This window comes from Actinotalea ferrariae (assembly GCF_019733465.1).
GTDB classification, from domain to species: Bacteria; Actinomycetota; Actinomycetes; order Actinomycetales; family Cellulomonadaceae; genus Actinotalea; species Actinotalea ferrariae_A.
The window spans coordinates 1-17,515 of sequence record NZ_JACVQL010000205.1; the positions used below are offsets into that span (position 1 = coordinate 1).

Genomic DNA, 17,515 nt, shown 5'->3' on the forward strand with positions numbered 1-17,515 from the left:
ATGGAGTGTCAACCAGCCCTGCAGCAGTCCCGAGCGCGACTTGCGACCACTCGTGCTTGTTCCACTTGGCGGCGGTGGCCTTGGACGTCGCCGTGGTAGGCCGGGACAGCGACGCGGGCACGGTCGAGGAGCGGGAGCGGGAGGCGACCCATGCCCGGGCTGGCGCGGTCGCCGTGTACGACTCCGCTGCCCGCCGTGCCGCGTTTGCCGCCGACCTCGAGGCCAACGGCGTGGACCGCGATCTTGTGGCGACCCGGCTGCGCGCGGACATCAGTCAGGGCAAGCCGGCCACCGAAGCGACTCGCGCGACGCGTCGTGAGCCGGCGACGGCGACACGGGGCGCTGCCCAGGTCAACGCACGTCAGCGAGGGCGCTCGCCGCGCTGAGCGTGCAAGTTCTCGGGCCGTCCGTAGCGGGTCAGCGGCATGACCGTGCGCTCTGGGTGGTTCGAGGCGTTTCACTCACTGCCGGCCGTGCGTGGCTCGCCTTCGCCGGAGTGGCGGGAGCCACCATGTGAAGGGATGGGCGTACCTGCGGTAGGCGCGCTCGAGAGTTCCGGGCAGCAGGTCCCATCGGCCCTCGACCACCGGGACGTGCGCCATGGAGAGGAAGAGCCACCTGACGTATTCGTATCCGCCACGGGTGTCTGCTCTCAGGAGCGTCCTACCGGTGGGTGTCGGTTCCAGACTTCGCCCGACAATCGTGACGAGCCCCGAGGCGACAAGGCGGCCGATGCCCTGGCTCACCTCGTCCTCGGTAGGGATGGAGTGGTTGTAGTGGTCCGCTGCAGCGACGAGGCCGCTCAACTCGTCGTGCCGGGTGCTTTCGCCGATAGCCGCCAGGATCCAGGCATCTGAGAACTCCCAGCTGACCTTGTCGTCGCCGCGGGCCCCGATCATGCCGTGACGCTACCGCCGAGGGCGGCCGTGGCAGTCGGCTGCCGCACGCGGCCTTGACCGCGCCGCTCCTTCGTCAGGCGTCCGGGCCGCGGACCACACCAGCGCCCGGTCAGCGGCATGACCGTGCGGTCGCCGGCCGTCCCTTCTGGGCTCCCAAGGTTTGCGGTAGGTGGGCGCTAGCCTCAGAGGGTCTGTGAGTCGAGCTCGAGGTGGTAGAGCCGGTGCTGCGAAGGACCTTGAGCGTTCCGGGCGGGTTGATTGCGGTGCGCGACAGCAGGTCCGAGAGCTTCCCGGACCTAGGTCGAGGCGACCGCGTCAAAGCCAGTAGGTCAGTCGTTCTGCTTGCGGTGGCGCTCGAGGAACAAGCGCCGGTCGCGCTCACTCTCACTGCCACGGCGGCAGGCGTCATCGACGATCCGACCTTCGTGGCGCTGTGGTCGGGACGGCTGCGCGTGCCATCGCGCACCCTGACCGTCGAGACCGTCACCGGTGCAGTCGCGCAGATCACCGATGCACCCGACGTGCAGCTGACGGTGTTGGCGCCGCACGACGCGCTGACCGACGAGGACCGGCTGCGCGAGGTGATCGTCCTGGTCGTTCCAGCGAAGGCCGGCCACGTCGGGCAGCTCGAGTGGTCAGCCGCTGAGCCGCCCGGCGAAGGGCAGGCGGCAACCGGGAGCGATCTACCCGACCTCGCGGTCTTGCCACCGCGCGGTCCGACAGAGATCGCCGCTGTGAGAGGACGCTGGCCATGGGGGCTGGCGTACATCTACGACGCCGACGCTTCGCCCGAGGAATGGCCGGCAGTCGACGACGGCTCTGCCGCCGTGTGGGCGGCGCGACGCGCGATCGCAGTTCGGGTCACCCATGAGCAAGACGGTGAAGTGCTCGTCCGCCTACACCTCAACACCGACGAGCCGTTCCAAGGCTCCGTCTGCATCCATGACGACCGACTCGCCATCAGTGCTGCAGAGATTCGGGTAGGTGACGCCGCCCAAGCGGTCAGCGTCTCTGCACCGCTAGCGCCAGGGCTGTACGCCGTCCGGGTCCTGGTCGATGACGCCGCCGGCCCGCAACGAGTCGAGGTTCTGCTCAGGACGACTGACGAGTAGCCACCCGAACGGCGCCGGGCTGGCCCAACTCCCATCGGCGGTTGATGCGACGCGCCCGCCAGTTCGGGACTGCGCGACCTGACCGGTCATCGGCATGCCCGTGCAGTCGCCCGACGAGCTCGCTCGACCGATAGGGGTGTCTAGCCGGGTATTGGGCCCAGCGCAATAAGCGGCTAGAGTGTCGTAGATGGATCCATCGTTGAACCCGTTTAGCCCAGGGTCGGGCCGCCGGCCACCGGAGCTCGTCGGTCGGGCGGGGGAGTTGGAGGCCTTCGACACCCTGGTGGCGCGTACCCGCAACGGCTTGTCTGATCGTGGGATCGTCCTGACCGGGCTGCGTGGTGTGGGCAAGACGGTCCTGCTGAACGAGATGCACGCCCAGGCTGATCGGTTTGAGTGGTTGACCGTGCGCCTGGAGGCCCGCCGCGACGAGGCGGGAGTGGCGGCTGTGCGCCGGGCGTTGGCGCGCGAGGTTGTCGCAGCGGCTCGCAAGCTGACGAGGCGGTCGATCAGCGTGCGCATGCGCCAGGCGCTGGAGACGATCAGTGCCTTCAACGCCAAGATCGGGGCTACGGGAATCTCGCTGGGGGTCGATCTGGCCAAGGGCAGGGCCGACTCGGGGGATGCCGAGGTTGATCTGCTCGAGCTCGTCGAGGACGTGTCGCTGGCGCTGGCTGAGGACGGACGCGCGTTCGGGCTCTTCATCGACGAGATGCAGGACCTGGACGAGACGACGATGGGCGCGCTCCTCGCCGCCCAGCACCTGGCCGGACAGCGTGGTTGGCCGTTCTACGTCATCGGCGCCGGTCTGCCGAACCTGCCTCGAGTGCTGACCGAGGCCCGCTCGTACGCCGAGCGGCTGTTCACCTACCGGTCCATCGGCCAGTTGCCGGCGAGCGAGGCGGCCCGGGCCCTGGTCGAGCCGGCAGAGCGACTAGGTGCCGGCTTTGCGCCCGACGGGCTCGCGGTCATCCTGGACGCCGCCGGCGGCTACCCGTACTTCCTGCAGGAGTACGGCCAGGCGATCTGGAACCTAGCCCCCGCGAAGGTCTTCACCGCCGACGACGCCGCGGCCGCCGTGCAGTTCGGGCTCGAGCACCTGGACGCCGCGTTCTTTCGCTCGCGGTGGGAGCGAGCCACACCCGCCGAACGCCGCTTCCTGCTGGCCATGGCGCACGACAACGACGCACCGTCACAGACCTCCGACGTCGCCCGACGCGTCGGGCTGAAGATCACCAGCCTGGGCCCCTACCGGGCCAACCTCATGGCAAAGGGCCTGATCTACTCACCCGAGCACGGCCAGGTCGCCTACACCGTCCCCGGCATGGCGGCCTTCGTCGACCGTCATCGCGAGGATCTCGACCGCGCGTGACGTGAAAGCATGCTTTGCATGGCCCAGCACCAGCGCGTGATCATCACCGACGACCTCGACGGCTCCCAGGGCGCGACGTCCTACGCCTTCTCCTGGCAGGGAACGTCCTACGAGATCGATCTCAACGACGCCCACCGGGACGAGCTGCTGCGGGCGCTCGAGCCGTACATCACCGCCGCCCGCAAGACCGGCAGCCGCCGACAGGCCACTCCCGGCGGCAAGCGCACCGGCGAAGCAGCCGCAGTACGGGAGTGGGCGCGGGCGAACGGCTACACCGTGCCCGACCGGGGCAGGATCCCGGCCGAGGTGCGGTCGGCGTACGACGCCCGCTAAGGAAGCCTGTCAACCTCGGTTGACATAAGAACGTTTATCGGTATGCCGACTAAGTCGCCCCGGAGATCCCGAGAGTAGCGCAGGTGCAGGTGCAGGTGCAGGTGGCAGCGGCCCGGGTTGGTGTCCTTGCGGCTGCCGAGTCGCCCGGGCAGTCGTAGCCGCAGCGCACCGTCGAGGCCTCAGGTGACAGCTTTGGGTTGACACAAGGTCACTTCTCGGCTGATCGGTATCGCCGCTAGTCCCAGCAGATATCCATCCGCTCGGGCTCCGCATAAGCAAAGACGTCAGCCCACTCATCTGCCCAAAGGTCCCAGAGCGGCTCGCTGCTACCCGGCGGATAAATGAGCAGATGCCACCCGGTCCTTGACGGGTCTTGCCACACAGCCACCGTGTGGCCGGCCGCTTGTCCAGCGCGCGCCACCCCAGTGAGGAGCGGGGCGCCCCAGGCGCCCTCATCTAATGTTGACATGATAGTTGTTCGGCCATCCCGTGCCCTTTACTGTGGAAGAACGCCATTCGAAGTTCGCCTGGCGGATCCCAAGTGAGGGCTTGCTCGAAGGGGCTCTGTATTGCAACAGTCGGTTCCTCGAGATGTAGCCACCCACCGAAGTTGCTCTTCCCCCAAGGGTCCACACTCTACCCGCCCAGTTGGCCGCGCGCGCCGAGACGGTAATAGCATTTCCAAAGCCTGGAGCCATCCCTCTGCTTGCATGTGCTTGTCGGAGTATGACGGCAGCGTCTCGCGCGTCGCGAGCGACTGCCCGAGCGGCCGTCGACGCGCGCTGAATTCTTGGAGCCGCGCGGGCCGCCATCTGCCCGGCCGTGCGCGCGGCGTTAGCGGCGCGCGCCGCGGCAGCTGCGCCAGCCACCCTGACCGCGGGCCCGAGCCCGACAAGCTGAGCGGCCGCAGTGGCTCCCATAACTAGGGCCATCGTCGTGTTGCCTGTGGCGGCGTAAGCAACCGCTGCTATCCCGGCGGCCGCGGCACCAACGGGCCCGGGAATGAAGGCAACGAGAGAGCCTACTACGGCGACTCCTGTGAGAAGCTGGCCAAACGAGAATGTGCCGGCGAAATCTCTACAATTTATCGGGTCGGCATTGCAGTAGTCGTAGGCGTTCGCTGACCCGCCGGGCACCGGGTCGACCGAGAGGAATCGCCCGGTGGTGGGTGAGTAGAGGCGGACACCCATAAGGATGACGCCGCCGAGGGCTTCGGCGGAGCGTTGCGCGGCGCCGAGCCATCCGTAGCGTGCGGGTGGGCGGGTGGTTGCACCGGCTCCGCTGAGGGGTACGGGGTTGCCGAACTCGTCGCTACGCGAGAGTTCCAGTGCTGTCCAGGTCGCCTGTGATGCCCCGTCCGCGATGGGGAGTGCACCGACGACGTCGCCGTGCAGGTTGACGAGCTGAAGCTCACGGTTGCCGGTGGTCGAGCTGGTGAGGGCGATGTCGCCCTCGACGCCAGAGATGTAGCGGGTGACGTCGGTGGCCAGCGCTGGGCCTTCGGCGATCCAGGAGGGTTCGTCGGAGTCGTTGGCGTAGTGGGAGACTTTGGTGGCGGAGTTGCCCCATGCGTCGCCGACCCAGGCGTCGATCGTGTTCGTGGACCGGCGGTGCAGTGGGTCCAGTGTCCAGGTGGTGCGTGAGACGCCGACTTGGGTCTGTTGCTGGATGAGGTCGTTGACGTAGAACTTGTTGGTCACGGTGTCACCAGCTGCGGGCATGGACGTGATTCGGCCGAGTGGGTCGTACACCCAGGGCACACCGGCGTCGGATGCCGTTGACAGCAGGCGGTCTGCGGTGTCGTAGGTCGCGGTCGGGGCGCCGAGGGTGACGGTCGGACACTGCTCGGAGGGTCCGGATGCTGTAGCGAACTGTGTGCGGTTGGAGCGGGGGGAGTTGGCGTAGCCGTAGGCGCGGACGGTGCATCCGAGGTTCTTCCACAGATCGTCGGTTGCTTGGATGAGGCGCCCGAACCGGTCGTAGCTGTAGGTGGCGGTGCCGGTGGTCGAGGTGTGAGAGATCCACTGGCCGCGATGGTTCTCGACGACGCTGTCCTCCCAGATCACCTCTGAGGAAGCGTTGGTGTAGGTCCTGCTGGTCGGAACCCGGGCGGCGTCATAGCCGATCGTGAGCGTGACGCCGCCGGGCAGGGACTGTGTCTCGAGTTGTCCGTCGGGGCCCCAGGTGGCGCTGAGGGTGTCGGCGACGACGGAGTCGGTGATCGAGGTCAGGTACCCGCGCGGGTCGTCGTAGCCGTAGTCGGTGGTGACGGTGGTGCCGGCGATCACTTCGCGCGCGCGGGTCGGTCGGCCGAAGCGGTCGTAGGTGGTGGTGGTGACTGCGCCCGCGCCGTCGTCGTAGGAGACGAGCCGACCGAGCGCGTCGAGCTGCTTGACCACGCGCGAGTCGACAGACCCGTCCGCTCGCAGGGACTGCGTCTCGGTGACATCACCCGTAGCAGGGTCGTAGACGCTGCGAGTCGTCTGGATGGGCGCTCCGACGTCAGTGCCGGTCCCGACGATCGAGACCGTCTGCACACGATCTGCGGCGTCGTAGACGGTGGTCGTGGTCCGGCTGTGCTTGACGTCAACACCGTTGACGGTCTCGGTGACGGTCTCGGTGACGACGGTCGGCGACCCCCACTGGTTGTAACCGGTGATGCGCTTGACCGGCAGGTTCGTGCTCATCGTCGCGGTGTGAGCTTCGTGTCCGGTCACGGGGCCGGCAGCCCGCGTGAGGCATGGCTGGCCGGCCCATTCAGGACGCCCTCCACAATCGACATCGGCCGGGTTGGGGCCCGCGGTGTAGAAGATGCTCAGGGTCGTTGCTGCGTCGACCCCGTCGAAGTCTGCGCCTGGCTTCTGGGAACGGATGGGCCTGCCGCGGTCGTCGTAGAGGACCTGGGCGACGAGTCCTGGGTCCTCGGAGCTCAGATGGCCCACGATCACCTGAGTGGGCTGCTTATGCACGTACCCCGAGGTGGGGCCCGTCGATGGCTCGTCGTCGATCGGTGCGTAGTTATAGATGGTGGTCACCGGGTCGACCTCGGCGCCAGCAGCGTCGACGCCGGCGACCGTGGTGCTGGTGACAAGGTGCGCGGCGAGTCCGCCGAAGCCTGTGCCGTAGCTGTTGGTGGTTCGTGGGCGAAGGTTTCTGACGTCGCTTGGATCATTGGCGACGGCGAGCTGCTGCGTGGGTCCGAGCTGTGTGAGGACGTCCAGCCCGTCTTCGCTGTAGGTGGTCCGGGAGTCCAGCAGGGCCGCGGTGGCCGCCGTCTCCTCTGCGTTCATGCCGAGGTCGGCGAGCGTCTTGGCGGCGCCTGGCAGCGCCTTGAGGGCCAGGAGCCGGTTGGTGGCGTCGAGTGTGCGGATGACGTTGCCGCGTGCGTCGTACTCGGCGGTGTCGATGAACCCCTGGACGGGTGTGTCGGCGGCTGCTGGGGAGGCGGTGTTGACCTCGCGGCCGCTGGAGTTGAGGTAGTGCACGGTCGCCGGGCCGTACTCGTCCGGGCCTGGTAAAGCGGCTGTCGCGACACTGACCGCTGGGACGTTCTGGGGTCCGAAGATCGCGGTGGCATCAGTTGGGCCGTCGATCTGGGCCCAGGTCGCGATCGTGTCGGCGTCCAGGTCGTAGGGTCCCCCGCCCGGGCTTCGGGTGAGCGGGACGTTGTAGACGACCGTGGTGATGTTGTCCTCGCTGGCGGGGGCGAGCTGGTTCGTGCCCGGGACCAGGGACTGGCGCTTGACGCGTAGCAGCCGGCCGGGGGCGGGATCGATCCACTCCCCCGACCCCGTAGCCCCGCCGACCGAGCCGTACTCGAAACGGTAGGGCGGCTCTCCGGCGCCCTTGACCTCGGTCACGCGGCCTGCGGCGTCGTAGGTGTACCCGGTCAGCAGTGCTTGTCCACCGGCGGCGACGATCCGGGGGTCGTGGACGGTGCGCAGGCGACCGGCGGAGTCGTAGGCGTACTGGGCGATCACCACTTCGGTCATGGCGCCGCTGCTCGCGTCCGGGCCGGGCGTCCACGACCAGGCCGAGACGGAGGTGAGCCGGCCCGGATACGGGCCGAACACGGTGCCGGGGACCGGTGTGGTCGGCGCGGCGTAGTTCAGGTCCAGGGTCTCGCAGCCGCGCGCCGGTTGCGGCTCGGTCGTGCACGCATTGGCCACGTCCACACCTGGCTCGATCGGGGCGATGACCCGCGACAGACGCGCCACCCCAGGCACCGAGAGGGTGTCGTACATGTGGCGGGTCGCACCGGCGGCGACCGGCGGCGAGCTGAATTGGACGTGGAAGTCCTTGCTGTCGCCTACCTTCGCGAAGTCGGTGATGGTGCCGTCGAGCTCGGTCAGCCGGAATCCGCTCGGGGTCGCCGTCAGCGTCAGGTCTTCGGCCCCGGGCTGAGGCCACCACACACCGTTGGCGCTGGTGAACCAGATCTCCCCACCGCCGCTCAACTCGACCGCGGCCACGTCCTCGTAAGGGGTGGTCACGCGGGTGTAGGCGGTGCCCGCGGCGGCGTCGATGGTGCCGGCCGACCACTCGGGGCCGAACGGTGACCACAGTTCACGCACCGAGATGTCGTCCCAGTACACCGCTTGCCCGGTGCTGGCGGCGAAGCCGTTGTAGAGGCGAACGAAAGCCTCGGTACTCCCCGCGGGGATGGTCGCGTCGAACGTGACCCGTTGCCAGGCGTTGACGATCGTGGGATCGGCGGTCGCTGCGCCGCCGGGAAGGGCGGGCTCGGTGTAGGGGCCGGTGCCCGCACGGGTGAACAGCGTCATCTTCAGCCCACGAGGGCTCGTCGGGGCCGGTACCGAAGTGCCGGTCGCAGGCACGAACACCCAGCCGGAGAACCGATACGTGCGGCCGGGACGCAGCCCCGTGCCGCCCTTGGAGTCCCGCATCATCGACCCGGAGTCACTGCCTACGGCCGCATAGGAGTCGCCGTTGGTGTTCCAGGTCGCGGGCATGATCTTCAGGCTCGACGTGCCCGTGTGGAACTGGTTCGTCGCGATGGTCACGCTCGAGTTGCCCGCGATGAACTTGGTGGCGTCCGTGGCGCTCTGCTGGGCAGCGCTGAGCAGGTCGCCCTGCAGTTGCAGGCCGGCGTCGGTGTCGCGCGAGGACGCCGACCGCACGATCGACAGGCCGAACTCCTCGGCGTCGGTCGCTGAGACCGTATTGTCACCGGTCAGCAGGTTGACCGTGGCGGGGCCGATGGCCGTGGTCGACGCACCGTCGGCCTGTGGGTCGACGGTCAGCGTGACCCACTGCGTCGTGAACGTCGCAGGTGCGCTCGCGCCTGCGCTCGGGTCCGTGGCGTTGGCCTTGACCACTGCCCGGATCTGGATCGGGCCGGGTTGGAAGCCCAGCAGCCCCCCGACGTCCAGCGTGGTGTACCCGTTACCGGTGGGGCGCTGCTGCCACTCCTGGGTCCACGTCTTGTTCGTCGACGTGCTCACGTACTCGGTGGGGAACGGGCGCGGGTCTCCCCCGTCCGGGCCGTGGCGCCACTGGAACTTCACCATGTCCAGGTCAGGCTGAGCGCCGACACTGACCCGGACCCGGCGCACCACCTGCGCGCCTTCCTCCGGGGACAGGATCCCCGCGTCGCCGGCGTAGAACACGTACTGGCTGACGGCCGAGAGGTTCCCAGCGATGTCGACCGTCTGTACGTGAAGCACATGACGTCCGGGCGTTGCTGGCGTGATGGTGACGGTCCCGGGCCGCTGTGCCGCGCCCGTCGCGGTGACCACCTGGTTGGGGTCCGGTGCCTTGTCCAGGCCCCACCGGTAGCTGCGGACGCTGTGGTCTTCGGTTTCTGATGGGAGCTGGAAGGTGAACGTGCCCGGCTGCGTGGGGTCGCGTCCCCAGGCGTTGTCGTTCGGGAACGCCGTCGAACTGACCACTGGTGGCCTCGGGGCGACCGTGTCGACCCCGAACCAGAACTGGTCCGGGGCCGGGCCCTCGACCTTCCAGTCACTGCCCCGGGCCGTGAACCGGTAGACCTTGCCCTCCTGCAGGCCCTGATGGCTCGCCGTGGTGGGCCGGACCTGGACACTGGCGACACTGCCGTTGGTGACGAAGCCCGAGGCGCTCGCCTGCACGAGGGTGCCGGTGTCGGCTCGGTAGAGGTAGAAGTTGCCGTCGACGTTCTCCCCGTCGGGATCGGTGAGAACCGCTGACATCGTCGGGGTCAGCGTGTTGACCCATGCGCCGCTGGTCGCCCCCGTCGGGGAGTGAGAAACTCGCAGACCAGTCGGGGCGTTCGGGGTCGAGTTGTAGCGGACCCACACCCACGGGCCATACCCGGTCTGTGCGGAGTAGAACTCCTTGTAACCCGCGATGCTGGACTCGTTGGCGGCCCGCAGTGCGACACCCACCGTCGCGACGTTGGGGATGCTGGCCCATAGGCGCACCAAGCCGCCCACGTCAGCGCCTACCACCCCAGCAGGGCAGCTCGCGTCGTACCCCTTGGTTTCCGTGGAGTCCGAGTGGTGGCCCAGCATGGCTGGCTGGTTCGGCCACCTCGTCGCGCTCGATGCCAGCCCGGCATCCCACACCTGCCACCCTGCGCTGCAGGAGGAGGAGTAGGCCGCGTTCAGATACAGCCTGGCCTCGTAGATCTGGCGGCCGCGAAGTGGTGTGGCGTCGAAGCTCATAAAGGTGCGGGTCTTGGTGACCCCACTGTTCCAGGAGCCGATCTTCAACTCAGGACGGCTGGACCTGTCATCGTCGTATCCGGACTGGACATAGGTGTCGAACCCAACGTCCAGACCCATCTCGGGGTCGATCACGATCGGGTACTGGGTCTGGGGGTCGGTGAGGAACTCCGCTTGGGGCTGCAACGTCATCACCACCGCGTCGGGCGTGACCTCAGCGGTGCGCTCGACGGCAACCTCAGGCCGCCGCGCGGGCCCGTGCGGTCCGACTGCGGCCGCTGCGGAGTTCGGTGCGGCGACACCGGCACCGGGCGGCCTGGTCGGCTTGGGGGCGTGGCTGGTGGGTGGCCCCAGCGGTAGCTGCAGCTCTTCGAGCATCTCCGCCGGTGGTGTCCGCTGCGGCTGCAGGTCCGGGGCCTGCCAGGGCTGGGTCACCGGGTGGATACGGTCGCCGTCGGCTCCCGCGTCCCACATCGACGGCACGGGCACCCGAACCGTCGTAGAGCCGTCAACGCCGCTGACACTGTAGGAACCGTCCGGCGTCTCGGTGAACGTGGCGTCCTGAGCCTCGAGGATCACCGGCAGAGTCAGGTCGACCGCCGGCGCGGGCTCCTCGTGCAGAACGAAGAACTGCTCGAACCCCGTGGCTGTCGCGTCCACGACCATGTCCATGTCGGGTCGCACGTCCGGGTAGATCGCCCGAGCGCCCTCCAGGCGAGGTTCTGGCAACGGCCCGACCCACGAGATCGACGATGCCGTTCCGTCCAGCGCCGTCATCGAGGCGACGGTCACCTGCGCGTCGGGCGTCGTGCCCTGCGGCGTCCCGCCGGACAGCACGAGGGCACCGGGATGAGCGACGGGCGACACCGTCCCGTCGTCTGCGGCCTCCAGCGTCAGGTCCAGCTCGGCCCAGTCCTCGACTCTGGTGCCGTCACCCCCCAGAGGAACCCACACCGGTCCACTGGCCATGCCAGCGACCGTCGTGCCATCGGGCAAGGCGAAGACCGACCCAGTCAGGGTGCGCTCTCCCAGGATCTCCACGGGCGCGTCCATCAACCGCGCGATCGTCGCCGCAGTTATCGGGTCCGGAGCGGTCAATGGACCGGTCGGGGACGCGGCTGGCGCAGGCGCCGGAGTGACGGGCGGCGGCGCCGCGGCCGCGGCCTGAGGTATCCCGGCGACCAGCAGCGTGCCGATCCCGACCATCGCCACCGGAGTGACGGTCCGGGCCCAAGCGCCGGGCCGGCCATACGCGTCATTGAGCAGACCCACAGCATCCCCCTGCCAGGTGCCCCGCCCGTCTTTGGGCGGGTGCCACATCCTGAAAGCCGACCAGCAACTCTCATGGAGGCAGGTGCAAGTGGCAGCGCGACACTAGAGCGTCGAAGTTCGCCAGCGGGACGGTGGGCACGCACGAAAGCGGACCATTTGACCTTGAATTCACTCGAACGGTCCACCCTCGCGTGGAGTGACCTTCCCGGAACCCACTCAGGTGGAGTGCAGCGCTTCAGTCCTCCTGTTTCCTGGGGCCCGCTCCGCGCAAAGGTTCACAGCTCGCGCTCGTCAGGAAACATCCCGGGTGGCGGGGGGCTGTAGGGCAGCGGGTCCCCGCGGGAGGTCTGGACCTCCGCGGCTGCGGCGAAGGGGCCGTCCTTGTCGAACAGGGCGGCCATCTGTGGGTCGGCGTGGTGGAGCAGCCAGGTGCTCATGCCGGTGCCGGGGTCTAGGCGTAGGTGTTCCCAGGCTCGCCAGAGGGCTTCGAGGCGGATGACGGCTTCGTCGTAGCGCCACCAGTCCGGTGCCCAGCGGCGGTTGCGGGGGTCCAGGGATCGCTTGTAGACGTGCCGCAGGTAGTCGCGGACGAACTCGTCGACCGACCCGTACGCCAGCGTCGGCTGCTCCGCACCGTCGCCCGACTCCGTCGTTGCACCGACGTCGTCCGGCTCGTCGTCGTCCAGGTCGACGTAGTCCAGCTCCTCACCGTCGACGCTCACAGGGCCGCCTGCGGTGTGTCTGATCCGTCGGGTGCCTGGGCGGCCCGTCGGGCGTCCGCCAGGGTGGTCGGGGACTGCGGGTCGTGGGCGGCGATGGAGGCCTTGACCCCTGCGGCGTGTGGGCTGGTCATCCACGGCTGCGTACGCACCAGGGTCGGGCGTGACCCGGAGGCGAGGACGACGGCCCGGCCGCGGGGCAGGGCGGCGAGGTCGGCGACCTCGAGGATCCGTTCGCGGTGCAGCTGGCGGTTGACGGTGCGGTGGCCCTTGCCGGTCGAGACCGACGACGTCTGCCGGTCGTAGTCCCCGATGGTGCGGGACAAGTCTTCGAGGAACGCGGTCTCGCTGACGCCGCCGCCGTAGACCTTGACGTTTGAGGCGGACCACAGCTTCTTCATCCCGGACTCACCCCACACGTCCACGCCCTGTGACCAGGACTGCAGGAACGTCATGAGCACGATCCCGCGCGAGCCGTAGTGGGAGTACAGGTCAGGCAGGTCGCGCCACCGGCACACGTTCGCTGCCTCGTCGAGGACCCCGAGCAGCGGGGTCGCCATGCGCGCGCAGGGTGAGGTGACGGCGTACTCCTCGGCGGCCTCGGTCACCGCCACCGTCAACGCGGTCACGAGCGGGCCGGCGGAGTCGGCGCCCTCCCGTGACAGGGAGTACAGGGTGTCGCTCGAGCGCACGAACGCGGTGGGCTCGAAGTGCGGTCGCGACTCCCCCGGTCCGGCGGTCACCCACCGGGCGATCGCGCGGTTGGTCAGGAAGGAAGCCATCGTCTCGGCCGACCCGAACACGCCCGAGCGCTGCTCGTCGGCGGAGTTGACCTCACCGATCACCCGATCCGCGAGCAGGTCGTACCCGTGGGCGGTCAGGACCTGCGCCGCCGTGGGGTCGTCCGGCCGGGTCAGCCACCGGTACACGTCGGTGATCGGGCGCTTGTCGAGGGCGGCGGCGAGCAGGAGCGCGGCGAGGAGGCGTTCGCCCTTGCCGTCGAAGAACGCGTCGCTGCGCGCGCCTGGGGCGCGGGTGGCGGCGGCGAAGTGCGTGGCCAGGCGTCCGGCCTTGACCTCGTCGGTGACGTACGAGAGCGGGTTCCACCACCAGGTGGGTTGCTGGGCGGCGACGTTCTGCGGGTCGAACGCCCACACCCGCCCGACCGCGGAGCGGGGACCGGTGGTGGCGTGGAAGGCGTCGGGCTTGTTCGACGTCGTCATCACCGCGCCCGGTGCGGCCAGGATCGCCGGGATCACCCGCGAGGTCGTCTTGCCGGTGCGGGGCCCGGCGATGTCGACGTGCATGTCCTCCCAAGGCGCGACGAGCTCGCGCCCGTCGGCGACGGCGCGACCGATCGGAACACCCGGTGACGTCGCGACCCCGAGCCGGGCCGCGGTCCTGGTGGCGTGCTTGCGTCCCAGGGCCTCGACGTCGCGGCCGCGTCCCATGTAGGTGGCGGCGCGGTCGACCCGCGTCCGGCTGCGGCGCAGGCGCCGCCACCACAGTCCCACCACCACCGCCAGGCCGACGAGGAGGACCAGCAGGGCCACCAGGACCCAGGTCGCCTGCGCCGGCCAGGGCACGTCACCGCCCAGGACGCCGCTCAGGACCGCGAACGGGTCCGCAGGGAACTGGGCCGTGGCGCCGGCGAGGTGGTGCCCGACGCGAACGGCGATGTTCACCGCGACGACCGCCACAGCGACGGTGATGATCCCTACCCACAGCAGGACCGTCTCGGCGCCCATCGCGCCGGGGTCCTTGCGCCGGTTGTTCGGGGTGCTCACGGCGCCTCCAGGCCGATGCGGGACTGGGCGTGCCACAGCTTGTTGGTGTCGTTGACCGCGAGTTCGGCGGCGGTGAGCTCGACCCGGACCGGGATGCCGGGCCGGCCCCCGACCTTGATGAGGAACTTCCCGCGCCCGGGGGGTTCTGCTTCGCGGCCGTGGGTGGCGTCCCAGCCGGGTGGGTCGGACCAGGACACCATCAGGTCCTGCTCGGCGCGAGAGAACGGGACCGCGGTGTTCAGCAGCGGCATCTCCGCCGGTGGCAGGCCACCGCAGATCACCATGCCGGCGCGCTCGACGAGCCCACGGGCCTTCATCCTGTCCTCCTCGGTGGGCAGTGCCATGAGGTCGGACATGGTGTGGGTGATCATCGCCGTGCCGACACCCAGGGTGCGGTTGAGGCGGGTGAGGGAGTCGACGCGGTCGACCATGCCGGAGCCGGAGCGCAGTGCCTGCCACAGCTCGTCCATGATGACGAAGTAGTGCCGCTGCGCCTCGAGACCGGCCGCGGCGAGGGTGTGGGCGACGTTGACGGTCGCGAAACCGTTGGACCAGCACGCCAGCAGCGCCGCCGCGCGCAGGTCACTGTCGGTCTCCTTGATGCCGGAGATGTCGTAGACCGCGGGACGGTCGCGCCGCATCGGGTTGGTCGTCGGCTGGGCGAACGTCTCCCCCAGCCGGCCCCCACGGGTCAGGCTGATCAGCGACTGCTCCAGGCCGCGGGTGATGCGCTGGTACTCCTCCATCGAGCCGCGGTCGACCGCCACCTCGCGCAGCTCGGCCGGCGCGGTCTGCACCACGCGCAGCAGGTCCGCCAGGACCGGGACCCCGGTGTGGTCGCGGTCCAGGACGCGCAGCGCCTGGTCCAGGATCGACTCCTCGACGTCGGTCGGCGGCTGCTTGCGCAGGATCGTCAGCAGCGCCGAGACCATCGTCAGGCGCCGCCCGTGGGCGTCGCCCTCGAGCTCGGCGGCCTCCTTCTCATGCCCTGCCGCGCGCAGGTGGCGAGCGGCCTCGAGTGCCTGCCCGGGGTCGAGGATGTTCAGGTACCCCCGGCCGCGGCCCAGGCGGATCACCTGCCCGCCGAGCGCCTCGATCAGGTCGACGTAGTCCGGCTTGAGGTCCCCCAGCACGAACGGCAGCACCCCGTACCCCGCCAGGCCGGTCGCCATCCGGCGGATGGCCGTGGACTTCCCGATGCCCGGCTTGGCCAGCACCATGACCGACGGGTTGCCGATCAGCTGGGCGCGCTGAAACCACGAGATCGGGTCGCAGCACACCGTGGCGCCGGTGAACAGGTGCCGGCCCATCGGGGCCCCGATCATCGGCGCCCCGGTGCCCACGGAGAACGGCCACAGCCCGCACACCTGCACGGTGGTCCCCCGCCACTCGTCGGCGGCCTGCACCAGGTACGCCTCACCGCGACCCCGGCCGATCCAGCCGCGCATCGGCGGGCGGCGCGGTGCGCGCGGCTTCGCCGCACCGCTGCGGTTTGCGCTCATCGGGCGTCCTTCCCCTCGACGCGGCCGCCGGGGCGGCGCACCTGCACCGGCACGGCCCCGGGCAACTGCAACGCGGCGGCGATGACGTCGGCCACCCGCACTGTCTCGACGTCGCCACGCGACGCCTGAGCAGCGGCGTCGGCGCTCACAGCTTGTTCCGCAGCTCGGCGGGGACCTTCAAGTGCCGGGGCAGGACCAGGCCCAGCGGCAGGGCGGCCGCGAACGCCGAGTCCTGCGCGCCGTGTACGGGGCGCAGCCCCACGCGGGCGGCGGAGGCCAGGTAGGACACCGCGGCGCGGGCGTCGGCCTCGTCGGCCGGGTCCAGCGCGCTCGCGGTGACCAGCAGCCCGAAGTTCACCAGCCCAGCGCCGGCAGCCTCCTCGGCGGCCGTCGCGGCAGCCGAGCGCACCGCCAGGACGTCACGGGCGGCGGGCTTGGCGGTCGAGGTCTGACGGAACTCCGCAGCCCGCAGGTCAGCCTCGACGATCGCCGCAGCACGGGCCGGGTCGATCGGCCGGTAGAGCAGGGTGACGCGCTTGCGCGCGATGTCACGGTGCGGCGCCAGGAGCTTGGCCAGCATCTTGGCCTGCACCAGGCCCTGCGGCGCCGTGCTCATCGCCCATGTAACCGAGACGGCCGAGTCGTGGCGGTAGGAGTCCCACGTCGCCTCGTGCGCGGACGGGCCGACGTCGACCCACGACAGGTCCGGGACCTGCCCCACGGCGTGCGCCTCGTCGATCAGCGTCGCGGCCGCCGGGTCGTAGGCGACCCGGACCACCTCGCACAGCTCCTGCGCCGCGACCGGGTGCGCCGAACCCGCACCGGTCGCCTGCAGCGACTGCGTCAGACCGGGGATGCGCGCGGCGAGCTCACGGCCCATCTCCTCCGCGGTGCGCTTGCGCCCACCGGCGCGAGCCGCGGCGTTGAACGTCAGCGCGACGAAGGCCCGCACCGTGGAAGAGCCGATCGGGTAGCGCTGGACGACCTCGTCGAGCATCGCGCGGGCGAACGCCGGCGCGTTCGGGTCGACGTTGAGCGCGACCTCGCGGCGCAGCCGCGACCCGGTGTCCGGGGCGGTCTCGATCGTCACCGAGGCGGCGTCCAGGCCCGGCTCGTCGGCCAGGGTCGCGAGCCAGTGTCCCCACGCCGAGACCCACAGGTCGATCTGGTCGGCGTCGACCAGCGAGGACCCGTCCGGCTCGGTGCCCAGCACCATCGTGAAGTGCGCCGTCGCCGGCACATGAAGGAGGGCGAACGGGCGCCCGTAGGAGTCGGTGTGCTCCGACAGGCGCGACGCCGCCAGAAGCCCGGGCAGCTGGTAGGTGCCCCACAGCGCCCGGCCCAGTGGGCCCGAGCGGTACAGGTGGGACCCGCGTGAGCGGGCGACGCCCCACCCGAGCCGGGTGGCGGCGCGGGACAGCAGGCTGCGCCCGTGCCGGTCCTTGCTCACCAGCAGCAGCAACAACAGCCCCAGGACCACCGCCGCGCCGACCCCCTCGAGGGGACCGGCGACCATCACCGTGATCACGACGAAGATCAGGCCACCGAGCAGCACCGCGGTGCCGACCGAGCCCAGACCCAGCAGACCCGGCGACGTCGGACGCCGCCAGTTGCCGTACGTGCGCGGAGCCCGCGCGCTCTCGTCAACGACTGCCACTCGGACCATCCCCCTCACCGACACTGCGCTCACCGAGCGACCGCGCACCATCCGCCGCGGCCTGCCCAGCCTTCATCCCCACGTCCAGCGCTGCTCCAGCGGCCACCCCCGCCGGGCCGCCTGCGGCGCCCGCCGCGGTCGCGCCACCAGCCGCCGCACCACCGGCAGCGGCACCTCCCGCAGCGGCTCCGCCGCCC

The 17,515-nt window shown here is 70.0% G+C and carries 11 protein-coding genes; 4 read left to right on the top strand and 7 right to left on the bottom strand.

Features of this window, described 5'->3' with window-relative positions:
• The first annotated feature begins 74 nt into the window (after positions 1-74).
• Positions 75-386 (top strand): hypothetical protein, encoded by a 312-nt coding sequence (locus ICW40_RS15475; protein ID WP_221654920.1) that lies wholly within the window; start codon positions 75-77, stop codon positions 384-386.
• A 75-nt stretch (positions 387-461) separates the two neighbouring features.
• On the opposite strand, the gene ICW40_RS15480 is transcribed toward ICW40_RS15475, so the two are convergent.
• Positions 462-899 (bottom strand): hypothetical protein, encoded by a 438-nt coding sequence (locus tag ICW40_RS15480; protein ID WP_221654911.1) that lies wholly within the window; start codon positions 897-899, stop codon positions 462-464.
• Between the two features lie 221 nt (positions 900-1,120).
• Here ICW40_RS15480 and ICW40_RS15485 point away from each other — a divergent pair, with 221 nt between their 5' ends.
• The 3 genes from ICW40_RS15485 (at position 1,121) to ICW40_RS15495 (ending at position 3,716) form a co-directional block, all read left to right on the top strand.
• Positions 1,121-2,011, top strand: coding sequence for a hypothetical protein (locus ICW40_RS15485; RefSeq protein ID WP_221654912.1), 891 nt, complete (start codon positions 1,121-1,123; stop codon positions 2,009-2,011).
• A 187-nt stretch (positions 2,012-2,198) separates the two neighbouring features.
• Positions 2,199-3,383 carry an ATP-binding protein gene (locus ICW40_RS15490; protein WP_221654913.1) on the top strand — a complete coding sequence of 395 codons (1,185 nt, stop codon included), beginning with the start codon at positions 2,199-2,201 and terminating at the stop codon, positions 3,381-3,383.
• A gap of 18 nt (positions 3,384-3,401) precedes the next feature.
• Positions 3,402-3,716 carry a histone-like nucleoid-structuring protein Lsr2 gene (locus ICW40_RS15495; RefSeq protein WP_221654914.1) on the top strand — a complete coding sequence of 105 codons (315 nt, stop codon included), beginning with the start codon at positions 3,402-3,404 and terminating at the stop codon, positions 3,714-3,716.
• A gap of 452 nt (positions 3,717-4,168) precedes the next feature.
• Here ICW40_RS15495 and ICW40_RS15500 read toward each other — a convergent pair whose 3' ends face one another.
• The 6 genes from ICW40_RS15500 to ICW40_RS15525 all read right to left on the bottom strand — a co-directional run bounded on the left by ICW40_RS15500 (position 4,169) and on the right by ICW40_RS15525 (position 17,318).
• Positions 4,169-11,587 (bottom strand): DNRLRE domain-containing protein, encoded by a 7,419-nt coding sequence (locus tag ICW40_RS15500; RefSeq protein WP_260459296.1) that lies wholly within the window; start codon positions 11,585-11,587, stop codon positions 4,169-4,171.
• Positions 11,588-11,928: 341 nt separating this feature from the next.
• Positions 11,929-12,375 (bottom strand): DUF4913 domain-containing protein, encoded by a 447-nt coding sequence (locus tag ICW40_RS15505; protein ID WP_221654921.1) that lies wholly within the window; start codon positions 12,373-12,375, stop codon positions 11,929-11,931.
• Complete coding sequence (locus tag ICW40_RS15510) at positions 12,372-14,159, bottom strand: type IV secretory system conjugative DNA transfer family protein (protein ID WP_221654916.1); 1,788 nt, start codon at positions 14,157-14,159, stop codon at positions 12,372-12,374. The genes ICW40_RS15505 and ICW40_RS15510 overlap by 4 nt, the downstream gene beginning before the upstream one ends.
• Positions 14,156-15,661, bottom strand: a complete 1,506-nt coding sequence (locus ICW40_RS15515) for an ATP/GTP-binding protein (RefSeq protein WP_260459294.1) — start codon at positions 15,659-15,661, stop codon at positions 14,156-14,158. The genes ICW40_RS15510 and ICW40_RS15515 overlap by 4 nt, the downstream gene beginning before the upstream one ends.
• Positions 15,658-15,810 (bottom strand): hypothetical protein, encoded by a 153-nt coding sequence (locus ICW40_RS15520; protein WP_221654917.1) that lies wholly within the window; start codon positions 15,808-15,810, stop codon positions 15,658-15,660. Before ICW40_RS15520 ends, ICW40_RS15515 begins: the two co-directional genes overlap by 4 nt.
• Entirely contained in the window at positions 15,807-17,318 is a 1,512-nt protein-coding gene (locus ICW40_RS15525; protein WP_221654918.1) for an SCO6880 family protein, read from the bottom strand. Before ICW40_RS15525 ends, ICW40_RS15520 begins: the two co-directional genes overlap by 4 nt.
• Positions 17,319-17,515 lie beyond the last annotated feature (197 nt).

Bases quoted from the DNA above. Each gene is read 5' to 3' on its own strand.
- ICW40_RS15480 (WP_221654911.1), bottom strand. From the start codon at position 899: ATGATCGGGGCCCGCGGCGACGACAAGGTCAGCTGGGAGTTCTCAGAT.
- ICW40_RS15490 (WP_221654913.1), top strand. From the start codon at position 2,199: ATGGATCCATCGTTGAACCCGTTTAGCCCAGGGTCGGGCCGCCGGCCA.
- ICW40_RS15495 (WP_221654914.1), top strand. From the start codon at position 3,402: ATGGCCCAGCACCAGCGCGTGATCATCACCGACGACCTCGACGGCTCC.
- ICW40_RS15500 (WP_260459296.1), bottom strand. From the start codon at position 11,587: ATGGTCGGGATCGGCACGCTGCTGGTCGCCGGGATACCTCAGGCCGCG.
- ICW40_RS15515 (WP_260459294.1), bottom strand. From the start codon at position 15,661: ATGAGCGCAAACCGCAGCGGTGCGGCGAAGCCGCGCGCACCGCGCCGC.